Annotated in this window: 12 protein-coding genes; 10 read left to right on the top strand and 2 right to left on the bottom strand. The window is 38.4% G+C overall.

All coding sequences use genetic code 11. From position 1 onward, the window contains the following. Positions 1-181: 181 nt before the first annotated feature. Genes ACJJVZ_RS11610 through ACJJVZ_RS11620 form a run of 3 tightly spaced genes read left to right on the top strand, consistent with a single transcriptional unit; the run spans position 182 to position 3,965 of the window. A complete protein-coding gene (locus ACJJVZ_RS11610; RefSeq protein ID WP_405600599.1) occupies positions 182-1,396 on the top strand; it encodes a thiamine pyrophosphate-dependent dehydrogenase E1 component subunit alpha in 1,215 nt (404 codons plus the stop codon). Beyond that, complete coding sequence (locus ACJJVZ_RS11615; RefSeq protein ID WP_182700834.1) at positions 1,396-2,373, top strand: alpha-ketoacid dehydrogenase subunit beta; 978 nt, start codon at positions 1,396-1,398, stop codon at positions 2,371-2,373. Before ACJJVZ_RS11610 ends, ACJJVZ_RS11615 begins: the two co-directional genes overlap by 1 nt. A gap of 8 nt (positions 2,374-2,381) precedes the next feature. Next, positions 2,382-3,965 (top strand): dihydrolipoyllysine-residue acetyltransferase, encoded by a 1,584-nt coding sequence (locus ACJJVZ_RS11620; protein WP_405600601.1) that lies wholly within the window; start codon positions 2,382-2,384, stop codon positions 3,963-3,965. A 103-nt stretch (positions 3,966-4,068) separates the two neighbouring features. Here the strand turns inward: ACJJVZ_RS11620 and ACJJVZ_RS11625 are convergent, their stop codons facing one another. Both ACJJVZ_RS11625 and ACJJVZ_RS11630 read right to left on the bottom strand, forming a co-directional pair. Beyond that, on the bottom strand, positions 4,069-5,244 hold the full coding sequence (locus ACJJVZ_RS11625) for a putative manganese transporter (protein WP_405600604.1): 1,176 nt from the start codon (positions 5,242-5,244) through the stop codon (positions 4,069-4,071). A gap of 160 nt (positions 5,245-5,404) precedes the next feature. Beyond that, a complete protein-coding gene (locus ACJJVZ_RS11630) occupies positions 5,405-7,030 on the bottom strand; it encodes a M28 family metallopeptidase (RefSeq protein ID WP_405600606.1) in 1,626 nt (541 codons plus the stop codon). 118 nt (positions 7,031-7,148) lie between these two features. On the opposite strand from ACJJVZ_RS11630, the gene ACJJVZ_RS11635 reads away from it, so the two are divergent. From ACJJVZ_RS11635 to ACJJVZ_RS11665, 7 genes are all read left to right on the top strand, one after another. Next, positions 7,149-7,961 (top strand): DUF3025 domain-containing protein, encoded by an 813-nt coding sequence (locus ACJJVZ_RS11635; RefSeq protein WP_182700838.1) that lies wholly within the window; start codon positions 7,149-7,151, stop codon positions 7,959-7,961. Further along, complete coding sequence (locus tag ACJJVZ_RS11640) at positions 7,958-8,746, top strand: ABC transporter ATP-binding protein (protein WP_405600609.1); 789 nt, start codon at positions 7,958-7,960, stop codon at positions 8,744-8,746. The genes ACJJVZ_RS11635 and ACJJVZ_RS11640 overlap by 4 nt, the downstream gene beginning before the upstream one ends. Further along, the gene (locus ACJJVZ_RS11645) at positions 8,739-9,947 is read left to right on the top strand and encodes an ABC transporter permease (protein ID WP_405600677.1); all 1,209 of its coding nucleotides are present in this window, start codon (positions 8,739-8,741) and stop codon (positions 9,945-9,947) included. Before ACJJVZ_RS11640 ends, ACJJVZ_RS11645 begins: the two co-directional genes overlap by 8 nt. A 371-nt stretch (positions 9,948-10,318) precedes the next feature. After that, positions 10,319-10,600 carry a hypothetical protein gene (locus ACJJVZ_RS11650; RefSeq protein ID WP_182700840.1) on the top strand — a complete coding sequence of 94 codons (282 nt, stop codon included), beginning with the start codon at positions 10,319-10,321 and terminating at the stop codon, positions 10,598-10,600. A gap of 77 nt (positions 10,601-10,677) precedes the next feature. Then, entirely contained in the window at positions 10,678-11,466 is a 789-nt protein-coding gene (locus tag ACJJVZ_RS11655) for a hypothetical protein (RefSeq protein WP_405600611.1), read from the top strand. Positions 11,467-11,646: 180 nt separating this feature from the next. Further along, entirely contained in the window at positions 11,647-12,159 is a 513-nt protein-coding gene (locus tag ACJJVZ_RS11660; protein WP_182700842.1) for a DUF6795 domain-containing protein, read from the top strand. Positions 12,160-12,191: 32 nt separating this feature from the next. After that, a complete protein-coding gene (locus ACJJVZ_RS11665; RefSeq protein WP_405600613.1) occupies positions 12,192-13,358 on the top strand; it encodes a lipase family protein in 1,167 nt (388 codons plus the stop codon). Positions 13,359-13,447: the final 89 nt, after the last annotated feature.

The following is a 13,447-nucleotide window of genomic DNA, read 5'->3' on the forward strand; positions in this document are numbered from 1 at the left end:
ATTTAACCAGTATTTGCTTTTGTTTTGTCCTAGATCTGTTGAATAACACTTTACGTTAACGTAAAGTGTTGGCAGCTTTAATTAAAGATAGTGCAGATATTGCAAAGTTTAACCTGCAATAATCACCCACAATAATAATTTAAAGGGGCACTGTTTTACCGACAACAAAAGAAGGTAGGTTATGAGTAATCCAAATAACGTATCGCTGAATATTAACCACACGCTTGAATTTATTGACGGCCAAGCACTTAATATTCCAACCCTTAGTATTTTAACTGAGGATGGCGACATTCACCCTAGTGCAACCGCACCTGATATTTCAAAACATACCGCGATTAAATTATACGAAACAATGCGTTTTATACGTTTATTGGATGAGCGTATGCAAGGTGCACAACGCCAAGGCCGTGTTAGTTTTTATATGCAATGTTTAGGTGAAGAGGCCGCTGTTACTGCCTCTGCTGCAGCACTTGATCAAGACGATATGATTATGGCTCAGTATCGTGAACAAGCTGCACTGCATTATCGTGGTTTTACCCTTGATCAATTTATGAACCAAATGTTTTCAAACGAATTGGATTTAGGTAAAGGTCGCCAAATGCCAATTCATTATGGTTCTAAAGCACTAAATTACATGACCATTTCATCGCCACTGGGTACGCAAATACCACAGGCAACGGGTTATGCGTATGGCCAAAAAATAAAACACATCGACGCAAAAACAGGCGAGCTTGCAAGTACAATTGAGAATGTGACTATTTGTTATTTTGGCGAAGGTGCGGCATCGGAAGGTGACTTCCATGCGGGTTTAAATATGGCAGCTGTTCACAGAGCGCCGGTTATATTTTTTGCACGTAATAACGGTTATGCAATATCAACCCCTGCTGATGAACAGTTCAAAGGTGATGGCATTGCATCTCGTGGTGTCGGTTATGGCATTAAAACAATTCGTGTTGATGGCACAGATGCACTGGCTGTTTATGCGGCAACTAAAAGAGCAAGGGATATAGCCTCTACACAAGGTGAACCAGTACTCATAGAATCGATTGCTTATCGATTAGGTGCGCACTCTACGTCAGATGATCCAAGTGGCTATCGCTCTAAAGATGAAGAAGCAAACCACCAAGCGTGTCCGATAGATAAATTTAGAAAATGGCTGGTCAAGCAAGACTGGTTAAACGAAGAAGACGATATAAAAGCGAAAGAATCGATTCGTGAAGAAATTTTAGCGGCGCTTAAGCGTGCTGAAGTTATTGCAAAGCCCGCATTAGAAGAATTGGTATCGGATGTTTACGATACACCAATTCCGTTACTACAACGCCAGTACGAGCAATTAAAAGAACATATAAAACAGCATCCAGATGCTTACCCAGTCACCGCAGGGAGAATTAAGTAATGGCTAAAATGAACATGCTCCACGCAATTAACTCTGCGCTCGACATCACGATGAACGAACATCCTCAAGCCTGTATTTTTGGTGAAGACGTTGGTTACTTTGGTGGTGTATTTAGAGCAACATCGGGATTGCAAGAAAAATACGGTAAGCATCGTGTTTTTAATACACCTTTAACAGAGCAAGGCATTCTAGGCTTTGCTAATGGTTTAGCGGCATTTGGTGCACCTGCACTGGCAGAAATTCAGTTTGCTGATTATATTTTTCCTGCCTTTGATCAAATAGTAAATGAAGCTGCTAAGTTTCGTTATCGCAGTGGTAATGAATTTGATGTGGGTAACTTAACCATTCGTACACCTTATGGTGGTGGTATTGCTGGTGGTTTATACCATTCACAGTCACCAGAAGCTTATTTTGCGCACACACCGGGTTTAAAAGTGGTTGTACCGCGCAACCCTTATCAAGCGAAAGGTTTATTACGCGCATCAATTAAAGATGACAACCCAGTAATATTTTTTGAACCAAAACGTTTATATCGCGCATCAATTGGCGAAGTACCAGAAGAAGATTACAGCATTGAATTAGGCACAGCTGAAGTAGTGCAAGAAGGCGCTGATATTACGCTATTAGCCTGGGGTGCTCAAATGGAGATTATCGAAGATGCGGCTAAACAAGCGAAAGAGCAAGGGATTAGCTGTGAGGTGATTGATCTTCGCAGCATATTACCATGGGATGTAGATACAATTGCTAAATCGGTTATTAAGACTGGGCGTTTAATTGTCAGCCATGAAGCACCTATAACCAATGGTTTTGGGGCAGAAATAGCGGCGACTATCCAGCAAGAATGTTTTCTTCATTTAGAGTCACCAATTTTACGTGTATGTGGCTTAGATACGCCATACCCATTGGCGCTAGAAAAAGAATATGTACCAGATGCATTAAAAGTGTTGGCTGCAATTAAACAATCAATGGATTTTTAGGGGTTATCATGGCTAAAGATTTTATATTACCCGATATTGGTGAAGGCATTGTTGAATGCGAAGTTGTTGAGTGGCTAGTGCAAGAAGGCGATACTGCATCTGAAGATCAGCCAATTTGTGATGTAATGACAGACAAAGCATTAGTGCAAATTCCGGCTGTGCATGATGGTGTTATTTCAAAGCTATATTATCAAAAAGGTGAAATTGCTAAAGTACATGCCCCTTTATTTGCTATGGATGTAGCGGGTGAGAGTACTAATAATCAAGTAGTACAAGAGCCAGTACAAGCTGAAAATAAAACTAATGATACAACTGATGTCGTTGAGGACTTTATACTCCCTGATATTGGTGAAGGTATTGTTGAGTGTGAAATAGTCGATTGGTTAGTCGCAGAAGGCGACGAAATAGAAGAAGACCAAGCGGTTTGTGACGTAATGACCGATAAAGCATTAGTGCAAATTCCGGCAAAATATACAGGCACAGTGCAAAAGCTTTACTATCAAAAAGGTGAAATAGCGAAAGTACATAGCCCATTGTTTCAAATGACAATTGCAGGCAGTGCAGCAAAACCAAATATTGATATAAACCAAGCGGTCGTAAAGGCTCAAGCTAATGCTGTCGCTGAAAAAGTTGCCCCTGTTAAAATGCAGCAAGCTAATAAAGTTATCAATCAAAAAGCGGTTGCATCACCTGCGGTTCGTCGCAAAGCACGTGAACTTGATATTGATTTAACCTGTGTACCTGGCAGTGGCAAGAATGGGCGTATTTACAAGCAAGATATTGAAGAGTATATAAAAGGCGAAGTGCCAAATACGATTGATACGTCACCGCTTAATAGCGATGCTTCTCACTGCGCTATACAAAACCAAATGCAGAATAAAATCGGTGGCGTACGAGTCGAGCCTATTAAAGGCATTAAAGCGGCTATGGCAAAGCAAATGGTGGCTTCGGTATCAACAATCCCACATTTTACGTTTTGTGATGAAATTGATTTAACCGATCTTATTGCCTTAAGAGGCTCTATGAAAGAGCAATACAAGGCGCAAGGCGTTAAGCTCACTATGATGCCGTTTTTTGTAAAAGCGCTGTCACTTGCAATAAAAGAGTACCCAGTACTTAATTCTAAAGTAAATGATGAATGCTCTGAGCTGACTTATTATAACGATCATAATATCGGAATCGCGGTCGACTCAAAAATAGGCCTATTAGTCCCTAATATTAAATCGTGCCAGAGTAAAAGTATTGTAGATGTAGCAAATGATTTAACTCGATTGACCGAGTCCGCTAGAAAAGGGCGTGTCGCACCGGATGATTTAAAAGGTGGCACAATTAGCATCTCTAATATTGGCGCAATTGGCGGTACTATTGCGACGCCTATTATTAATAAACCAGAAGTGGCTATTGTTGCGCTAGGAAAGTTACAGCATTTACCGCGTTTTGATAGTAACGGGCAAGTCGTGAGTAGAGCGATTATGCAAGTAAGTTGGTCTGGCGATCATCGTGTTATTGATGGCGGTACGATTGCACGCTTTAATAATCTGTGGAAATCGTATTTAGAAAACCCATCGACAATGATGATGGCTATGAGTTAATAGCTCGTAAAAGAATTCCTTTTAGCAGAATCATCAACAACATTGTTTATTAAGAAAGGCTCGGCAACTGCTGAGCCTTTTTTGTTGACTACTTACAAAATGTTTAAATTTCCGCAAAAAAATACAATCCATAACCTACCAGTAAAGCGGGAATAGATGTATAAAGCGTTGCTATAACTGCAGCCTTGGGAGCCATTGCAATTGCAGGAAATAGAGCATCCCCATCATTAGAAATCGCGTTCCCTACTAAAGCACTAAAAGGAATAATGCCTTGAATATAAAGCGTTGTAACAATTATTTGCGGGCCACAACCAGGTAAAAACCCTATCAGCACTGCAATTAATGGGGCTAAATAGGCGTAATGTACAAACCACGTTTTTAAATCAAGTCCTGCAATGTTAACCAAAATCTCAAATAGCATAAAAGAGGCGACAACCCACGCCGTTACAAAGTGTGTGTCTTGTAATACTTTTATTATTTTAGAAGGGGGGTTACATGCATCGTCTTCTGACGTTACTTCTTGATAGCTTTCACCTCTTGACGAAAGTGCCCAAATACTAACAATAAATAAAGCCATTACCGCACCAAATAGCGAAATCACAGTGCTTGTACTTGCACCATACTGTGAAAAATCAATATTAAACGCAATCAAAAATGCAATTACAAGGCTTGGTATAATTGCAACCATCCAAACCGGTTTACTGATTTTAGTAATGTTAGTTGAGAGTATTTTAATTTGGTGCTTTTGTTCTTGCGCTGTTGGGCGTAAAAAATCTTTTTTGTGTATTGTATTAACCAGTAAACCACTGAGTGTACCCACAACTAATCCTATCCCCATAATTAACAAGCCTTCAGTAGGGCGGGTAGCAAGTAATAAAAATGCGGCATCGCCCATTGTGGCTGTTAGTACAGCAACAATAGCACCAAAGCTTGCTTGGCCTTTTGTAAATTGAGTAACCACAATAATTGCCCCACCACAGCCAGGTAATGCACCTAAAATAGCTGCAAAGCTAATTTCTAAAGTAGGGGACTTGGCACTTAAATAACTAAGCTCTAATTGAGGTAAATGTTCTATAGCGTAGTAATAAATTAAAAGGGTAGCAGCAACAAACACACTTACTTGAAAAAAAGCATCGCTCAGTGCGGTTATAGTTATTTCGCGCAGTTGCGGCATTGCAAGGCAAGTTAAAATAAATAAAGGCAGCAGTAAGCGTTTATTTTGGCTCAAAAATCGTTTTGAGGCAGGAGTAATAAAACCAATGCGAGGAAGTGAAATCATACAATGCGACCTAATCAATTAACTAGGTCACACTGTATATTTTAATTAAATGATAATCAATATCATTTACGTCTATTTGAATCGATTACTCTGTTTTAGTTTTTCGATAGCTAAACTCAAGTTAATTTAAATTTGAATTTAAGGCTGTGATTAAATTGGGCTACTTACGCTGAAATTCAGAGTTTGTATTCCACGTTGGCCACTGTTCTGTTTCAGAAATATCAAAACCTACCATATAAAACAATTGTAAGTCTTGAACAGCACCCGATAAATCCCATTCATCACGGTAACGGTCACATGGTTGATGGTAACAACCGCGAAGTACTAAGCTCATACGTTTACGGTAATTAGCCGTTTCTTCATCGGCAACCACGGTGCCGCCACCTGCGTACATAGCCGGAACACCCATGTTCGCAAATGCAAAGTGATCAGAGCGGTAATAGCCACCCGATGACGGTTTAGGATCGCCTGATATTGTTCTGCCTTGCTCTTTAGCCGCAGTTTCTAAAAACTCATCCATTTGTGATTTACCAATACCCACCACATTCATGTCTTTTACTTTGCCTAATAAATTTAAGCTATCCATGTTTATGTTAGCGACTGTTTTATTGGCTGCAATAACTGGATTTGCTGCATAGTATTTAGAGCCTAATAAGCCTTGCTCTTCAGCGGTTACCGCTAAAAATGTCATTGAGCGGCTAGGGTGCTTAGGTAATTTTGTAAAGGCTTCGGCTACTTCGATTAGCCCTGCGGTGCCCGTTGCGTTGTCGTGAGCACCGTTATAAATTTGATCGCCTTTACGTGTTTTATCTGTACCTAAGTGATCCCAATGAGCTGAGTAAATAACATGCTCATCTTGTTGCTCGCTTCCTGGTAAAGTAGCAATAAAGTTATATGATACTGATTTTTTAATGGTATTTTTAACATTAACAGAAGCAGTTAAGTCGCCCATGTCAACATAGTAAGCACCTTTTGCAGCGTTTTCTTTAGCTGTATCAAAATCTAATCCCGCTTTAGTAAAGAGCTCCTTTGCAACCTCAGTTGTCACCCAACCTTCAACTGCAACACGGTCCATGTTGTTGTTTTCTTTTTGAAAACCAAACTGCTCGCCGCTCCACGAGTTTTCAACGACTGACCACGGGTAAGATGCTGGTGCTGTTTCATGAATAATAATAGCGCCTGCAGCTCCTTGTCGACTTGCTTCTTCGTATTTATACGTCCAACGACCATAATAAGTCATTGCATCACCAGTGAATAAGGCTGGATCTTTTGTAGCAAAGCCCGGATCGTTAACCAACATTACAACTGTTTTGCCTTTAACGTCTAAGCCTTCGTAATCATTCCAATTATATTCAGGTGCGTTAACGCCGTAACCCACAAATACGAGTTCAGAATTTTCTATGCCTTCTTGTACGCTTATACGACTGCTACCCATAACCATGTCTTTTTTATATTGATAATCTTTGCCACCAATACTTAGCACCATGTTCGAATCTGCTTCAAGGGATACAAGCGGTACTTCCTGTAAGTAACTGTCGCCATTACCAGGAGCTAAACCTAAGGCTTTGAACTGCGTTGTTAAGTAGTCAAGTGTTAGCTTTTCACCAACGGATGAAGGCGCGCGGCCACCAAATTCATCTGATGCGAGTACTTTTATATGCTCAGCCAGTTCATTTGCTTGGATACTGTTATAACCATTGGTTATGTCGGTAGGAGTAATACGTGATGTTGCACAGCCAGCTAAAATAGCACCAGCAAGTAAAGTAAGAGATAAATAACGTTTCATATCAGCTCATTTCTTGTTTTAAGTTCTAGCAAGTATATTAACTTCTATTAAGTAGAACCAGTTTTTGCGGTAAACTGTTGTAAAGTTTAAGGCATAAACGAGCAAGTAACTAATAACAATGAAACGTTTTACCCCCCCGGAGCAGTGGCAGCCAAGTAGTCTGCAAAGTGGTGCATTTTTGCATCTAAATACTCTTTTTAAAATTGATGAGCAAATAAGCTGGCCAACACCACAGTGGTTTGTCCCATACCTAAATGCCATTAATGAAAATAATTTACCGATACGGTTTATTGACAATGCAAAAATAGATTTTGGCGATCGTTATTATGAGCAAGTTATTTTTGAAACTGGCGAAGTGCCCACACGCACAGAAAATTGGCATGATCTATTTGGCGGCTTTATTTGGTGTTTGTTCCCTAAAACTAAAGCACTTATAAACCAAAGGCATGTGCAAGATATTGCTGAGCATGGTTTACAACATCGCACCAAGCACAGAAATGCATTAACACTTTTTGATGAGTGTGGTGTTGTGTTAGCAATAAGCGAGAGTAAGTGGAAGCAGTGGCTTTGCGATCATCAATGGAAAACTGCATTTGTTGAGCATAAAAATGAATGGGGTAAAACTATACAGCCATTTATGTTTGGCCATGCAAATTACGAAATGCTAACTAAACCTTATATAGGTTTGACGGGCAAAGCTTTATTTGTTTTTGTTCCGGATGAAATATTTTGTAAAGATTTAGTAACTCAATACCAGTACCTAGATCAAGCCCTTTATGAGATGATTAAAACCGATAATTGTTTAGCTGATAATAAACAGCTTTCACCATTACCATTATTAGGTGTGCCTGGTTGGCATGATGAAAATACAGATGAAGCATTTTATAACAATACGGACTACTTTAGACCGAAACGAAGGATACGAGCATGATAGAAGTTGCTGGGCTTAAAAAGAAATTTAAGTTAACGAAAGACCATAAAAAAAATAAAGTCGACGAGATAGATCCCCGCGAAGACAAAGATTATTTTCATTCAGTACGTAACGTTAGTTTTAGCTGTGCAAAAGGCGAAGTACTTGGTTTATTAGGTCCTAATGGCGCGGGCAAAACAACCACGTTACGGATGTTATCAACGGCATTGAAACCAGATGAAGGCAGTATCACTATTGCAGGTAACGACATAGTTAAAAAGCCATTGTTAGGGCGCAAGTCCATTGGCTTTTTATCTGGCTCTACCGGTTTGTACGGGCGTTTAACCGTAAAAGAAAATATAGAATATTTTGCCAAACTTCATGGTATGAAAAAAAGTGATATAGCCTTGCGTTGTGAAGAGTTATTCACTTTACTCGATATGCATAAGTTTATAGATAAGCGAGCTGAAAACTTATCAACGGGTATGAAACAAAAAGCGAATATAGCCCGTGCAGTTGTGCATCGCCCAGCAGTAGTTGTACTCGATGAGCCAACAACGGGTTTAGATATTATGACTACACAAACCGTCATTGAATTTATCAAAGGTTTAAAAGCACAAGGAACACCTGTTATTTTTTCGACCCACCACTTAGACGAGGTGGCGTTATTATGTGACCGTGTTGCGGTTATTAATGAAGGTATAAGCTGTTTTGATGGCACTGTTGATGAGTTTAGACGAGCAGGTAACAGTGATGAATTAAACCAAGCGTTTATGAATATATTAACGGAGAAGCATGATGTTTGAAGTATATAAAAAGGAATTAAAAGAGCTCCTTCGTGATAAAAAAACGCTCATGTTTGTTGTGGCATTACCTATTGTTATTTTTCCATTAATGTTTGCAGTTATTGCATTTATAGGTTCAAAAGCAGCACTAGAGGCAGAACAAAAAGTAAATACCTATGTAATTATTAATGGTGCATATGCGCAAGAATTTACAGACAAAGTGTTTTATCACAAAAGTTTTGAGTTGTATAAGGGCAGTAAAACCTTTAACACAGTGGAAGAACTTAAAGCAGGGGTTATTGCTGGCGATATTGATATGGGTATTTATTTACCAACTCACGCTAAGCAAACACTTGATGAAGGCGAACAAAGTAAATGGGAAATTGTTTTTAACGATTCAAAATCAATCAACTTTTTGTTTGAACGAGTCAAAGAAATTGCCAAGGAATATAGCGATGGGCTGCAAAAAGAAAAACTTCTCAATTATGGCATTAATGAAGCACTACAAAAGGCGTTATTAAAGCCAATAGAGGTTGTTAAAATTGACACTGCAGATAAACGTGAAAACCTAGGCGAAAAAATAGGTGGATTTTTACCTTATTTACTTATTCCTCTGGTACTAATGGGGGCAACTTATCCCGCAATTGATTTGGGCGCAGGTGAAAAAGAGCGTGGTACACTTGAAACGCTTTTACTTACTCCAATTACACGAACAGAGTTAGTACTTGGTAAGTTTTTAACGTTACTTACAACGTCCATTGTATCAACCTCCATAACCGTCTTGAGTATGGGATGTTGGGTTGCAGTGGCATTGGCATTTGCAGATCTAGAAGTAATTAAAACTGCTTTCAGTTCTTTAGCTATTACTGACTTACTGATGATTTTTGTATTGTTATTACCACTTGCTGCCATATTTTCATCGTTGGCCTTGGCCATATCAATATATGCGCGCTCGTTTAAAGAAGCACAAAACTATATGGCACCTTTGAGTATGGGTATGATTTTCCCTATTATTATTTCCGTTTTGCCTAATATGGAGCTAACAGCAAAAACAGCGTTTATTCCGGTTACAAACGTCGCGTTAGCGATTAAAGATATAATTAAAGGCACAGTGGATTACACCTTCGTAGGGCTGATTTTTCTAGCTACAGTGCTAATTGCAGGCGTATTACTGGCATTTTGTATTAAGTGGTTTAACCGAGAAGATGTTTTATTTAGGTAGCGTGTTTTAAATTGGTAAGCAAGTTATGAAAGGCAGCCTTCGCTGCCTTTCATATTTTTAATAAAAGAAAAAAATATAAAAAGCCAATACTGTTCTCGCATTATCACTACCTTCAGCTCTGATTGTTTTGCTAGTAATAATTCAAGCAATTAGTATCCAAGAAAAAACTCTATGTAATCTCTACAAAATAAGTTAAAGCTGAAAATGGCAAAAATAAAAAAGAAACTGGTATATCTCTAGAAAAATATGATTAAATATTAGCTCTAATTACTTTAATGATTTGAGTAATTAGGTTCAATTTTCACTAATGGAATGAATTATTAAACTCAAAGGAGCTGTTAACCCTAATTGTAGGGCTAATAGAAATTATTATGGAACAACAAAACCAACAAACACTAACCAACCTTGTATATGATATTTATGAGGATCTTGCCCTAATAGAAGATCATCAAGTGCTCATTCAACCTTTACTCAGCGACTTAGTGGCTACAGCGCCAGAGGGCTTTGAGGGTATGGCTACTATGATTAATACGCATATTTCAAACGGCTTTAAATTTAAAAATCCCAAAATTCAAAAGTTTGAGCTCGAATCGGGGTTATTAAAACTTAAAACGTACTTTCAAAAAGTTAACCTTCAATACCAACCTTTATAGTTAATTAAGTACTCACTTATTTTTCATGTTCTTACAGCATTCGTGTTGCATTAACTTTTTCACTTCAAGGATGATAAATGACACTCATAAATACGAGCATTTTAATGCTGTTTTTACAGCCTTTCTTTGTTTATTTAGCACTTTTTAAACAGTCAAAACATACTATTGAGCCCAAAAGCTCATTAGATAATGAAGATTCAATGTTTTTATTTATCGCCCCTGGCTTATCGGTTTTTTACCTTGATCAGTTTTGGGAGGCGCTGCTTTATTTAGGTAGTGTGTGCTTATTGAGCGTATTGCTAGCTAAAATTGTAGAAAGTAAAGCAAACAAGCGATTGACCAGAGACGATTCAATAGGGTTTACCTTAGCAAGCTTTATATTTTTTGGAATGATAAAGTTAATCATTGTTGCGGCTGCGTATTTTGTTACTGATGACTCTACGACCGTGACAACAGCAAATTTAAGCCCCCCAGCTGAAGAGCCTCCATTGACTATTAGCCAAGTTTTTATCGTGGACTATTTGTATAGTCAGTTTTGGCCTTCGCTGTATTTTCTAGCCTTAATGGTAGTCACCTTAGTATTAAAAATTATTGAGTATCGATTTTCATTTAAAGAGGCGCTATCAGGTATTTTAATTATGCTTAGCGCATTATTAGTAGGTATTTTTCCTTTATTTGGTGGTGCTTATCTTTTGGGGTTAATCGCTAACTTTTTTATCTTTTTCATATTTTGTTCTGCGTGCATTGAAATAGATAAAATAGGGGATGCATCAGGAGGGGCGATTGCTATTTTCTATGGTTATATATTAATGATGGGACTTGGGCTGAGCGTTATTTGTAAGCTTGTTTATGAAGTGTTTTTTTAGTAAATAACGTATTGAGTGATGACTGTTTATTGTTCTAAATGCTTGCGGTTGTCTTTTTATCCAATTAGACTGAATTTTAGTCAATATGGCAATTAATCAATATTTATATACTTTATAAACGTCATTAAATAGCAACACGATAAGTATATTTTAAAGTGAGTATTTGGGAGCTTGTATATTTTGTTATCACGTTTAAAAGCTTATTTTTTGGTAATTGTATCGATTATCATTATTTTTACTACAACGCAGGCTTGTGCAGATATGTTTGGTTTTTTTAATAAGCAGGATTTTATTTTATCGGCTCCAGTAAAGGGGCAGTTATTAGATGATGGGCAGCCCGTTGCAAACACAAAAGTAACGAGAACGCTGATTTATGGCGATGAATATATAGATGAGGCAACAACAGACAGTGATGGGCATTTTTCGTTTCCTAAAAAAGCGATTAAGACGTCAAAACCATCAAATATGTTCGACAACGAGTCATTAATTCAGCATATATATTTAGAAAATGGGACACCAGAGGGCATTGTATTGTGGTACGTGACTGTGTCTTTGCATGAAGAGAGTGGTACGTTAACTGAGCTGTTAACCAGTTTAGTGTGTGATATTTCAAAAGAGCCACAAACATATGACTTACCAATAAAAGAAGCACCTGAACACGTTTTTACAATTTATACGACGTGTAAAATCTAACTTTTTGACAGACTCATTCAAAAGGACTTTATATGAATACTTTAACACCTATGCAAGCAGTACAAATGGCGTCGCTTGCTTATAAAGCTAAAAGCATTAAAAGTACGACTTTACTAAACAACTCCCTGCACCCAGCTTTACGTGGCAATTTCAACTTTGGGGTAAACTCAGAGGCTGTACAAGGAGTGTCAGGTGGATTTTTTTCTCATTTGTTTGGTCTGAGCACTGGCTTTGGTTTGTTAGGTCATGGGCAAGGCATTTACCAAGGTGATTCAGTTATAACAATACGTGGTACAGCATCTTTACGGGATGGACTAACTGACGCACATTTTGGTTTAAGTGGCGGCGCAAACGGTAGTATGGTGCATGCGGGGTTTAATAAAACATTTTATTCGATGAAACCTACGTTGCAAGAATTTGTAACGGCAAACATTCGAGATAAAATAACAGGTTGTGTTCATATTGTTGGCCATAGTTTAGGCGGCGCTTTAGCTACACTTTCTGCCGATTGGATAAAAGCAGAATATTCTCTACCAGTGCAGCTTTATACATTTGGTTCTCCCCGTGTAGGCTTAGATAATTTTGCTAGAGCAGCAACATCAAGAATTGATAAAATTTACCGTTGTACTCATGGCGCTGATCCAGTGGCTAAGGTCCCATTATGGCCATTTTCGCATGCGCCTTATAATGGTCAAGAAATTCGTTTAGATAATGGTCAAGGCTTGAAAGGCGCCGCACATAAATTAAACGGTACGCCTGGCTATATTAACACGGCAAACAGCAGTGATTGGAATAACTTAACAGTACAAGCTAATCATTTTTTAAGTACACCCGTACGTTTATGGTTTGAAGATAGAAACCAAGCTTCATTTAATGCACATTGGTCAGATAAATTAAGTGCAGCACTAATAACGTTGCTAAAAGATGCCGGCTATTACAGTGCGGTTGCTGCACAAGCAGCCATTGGAACAGGGTTAACTTTTTACGATATGCTTGCACGCACTTTAGATAAAATAGCAAAAGCATCAGCTTCTTTTGCAGCGCAAACCTTAGGCTTGCTAGGTCATATGTTAGTGTTTGCAGGTAAAGTGATTAGTACAGTGGTAGAGCTAACCTATAGCTTTATAAGGTCAGTATTTGATTCAACACTCGGCGCTTTATACAGAGCAGCCAGAGAAGGTTTAAACGGTCTAGATTAGGCTGTTGATAATTTTATTAGAATACTTTGTGACGAACCTCTCTCAAGCTGATATTTTAACACTGCAGAAGTTAAATTCACTTGAGATAG

The organism is Pseudoalteromonas sp. Ld19 (genome assembly GCF_045064135.1).
Lineage (GTDB): Bacteria > Pseudomonadota > Gammaproteobacteria > Enterobacterales > Alteromonadaceae > Pseudoalteromonas > Pseudoalteromonas aliena.

Coding starts and splice junctions, on each gene's coding strand:
- ACJJVZ_RS11650 (WP_182700840.1), top strand. CDS start 10,319: ATGGAACAACAAAACCAACAAACACTAACCAACCTTGTATATGATATT.
- ACJJVZ_RS11665 (WP_405600613.1), top strand. CDS start 12,192: ATGAATACTTTAACACCTATGCAAGCAGTACAAATGGCGTCGCTTGCT.
- ACJJVZ_RS11625 (WP_405600604.1), bottom strand. CDS start 5,244: ATGATTTCACTTCCTCGCATTGGTTTTATTACTCCTGCCTCAAAACGA.
- ACJJVZ_RS11640 (WP_405600609.1), top strand. CDS start 7,958: ATGATAGAAGTTGCTGGGCTTAAAAAGAAATTTAAGTTAACGAAAGAC.
- ACJJVZ_RS11620 (WP_405600601.1), top strand. CDS start 2,382: ATGGCTAAAGATTTTATATTACCCGATATTGGTGAAGGCATTGTTGAA.
- ACJJVZ_RS11635 (WP_182700838.1), top strand. CDS start 7,149: ATGAAACGTTTTACCCCCCCGGAGCAGTGGCAGCCAAGTAGTCTGCAA.
- ACJJVZ_RS11630 (WP_405600606.1), bottom strand. CDS start 7,030: ATGAAACGTTATTTATCTCTTACTTTACTTGCTGGTGCTATTTTAGCT.
- ACJJVZ_RS11645 (WP_405600677.1), top strand. CDS start 8,739: ATGTTTGAAGTATATAAAAAGGAATTAAAAGAGCTCCTTCGTGATAAA.
- ACJJVZ_RS11610 (WP_405600599.1), top strand. CDS start 182: ATGAGTAATCCAAATAACGTATCGCTGAATATTAACCACACGCTTGAA.
- ACJJVZ_RS11655 (WP_405600611.1), top strand. CDS start 10,678: ATGACACTCATAAATACGAGCATTTTAATGCTGTTTTTACAGCCTTTC.
- ACJJVZ_RS11615 (WP_182700834.1), top strand. CDS start 1,396: ATGGCTAAAATGAACATGCTCCACGCAATTAACTCTGCGCTCGACATC.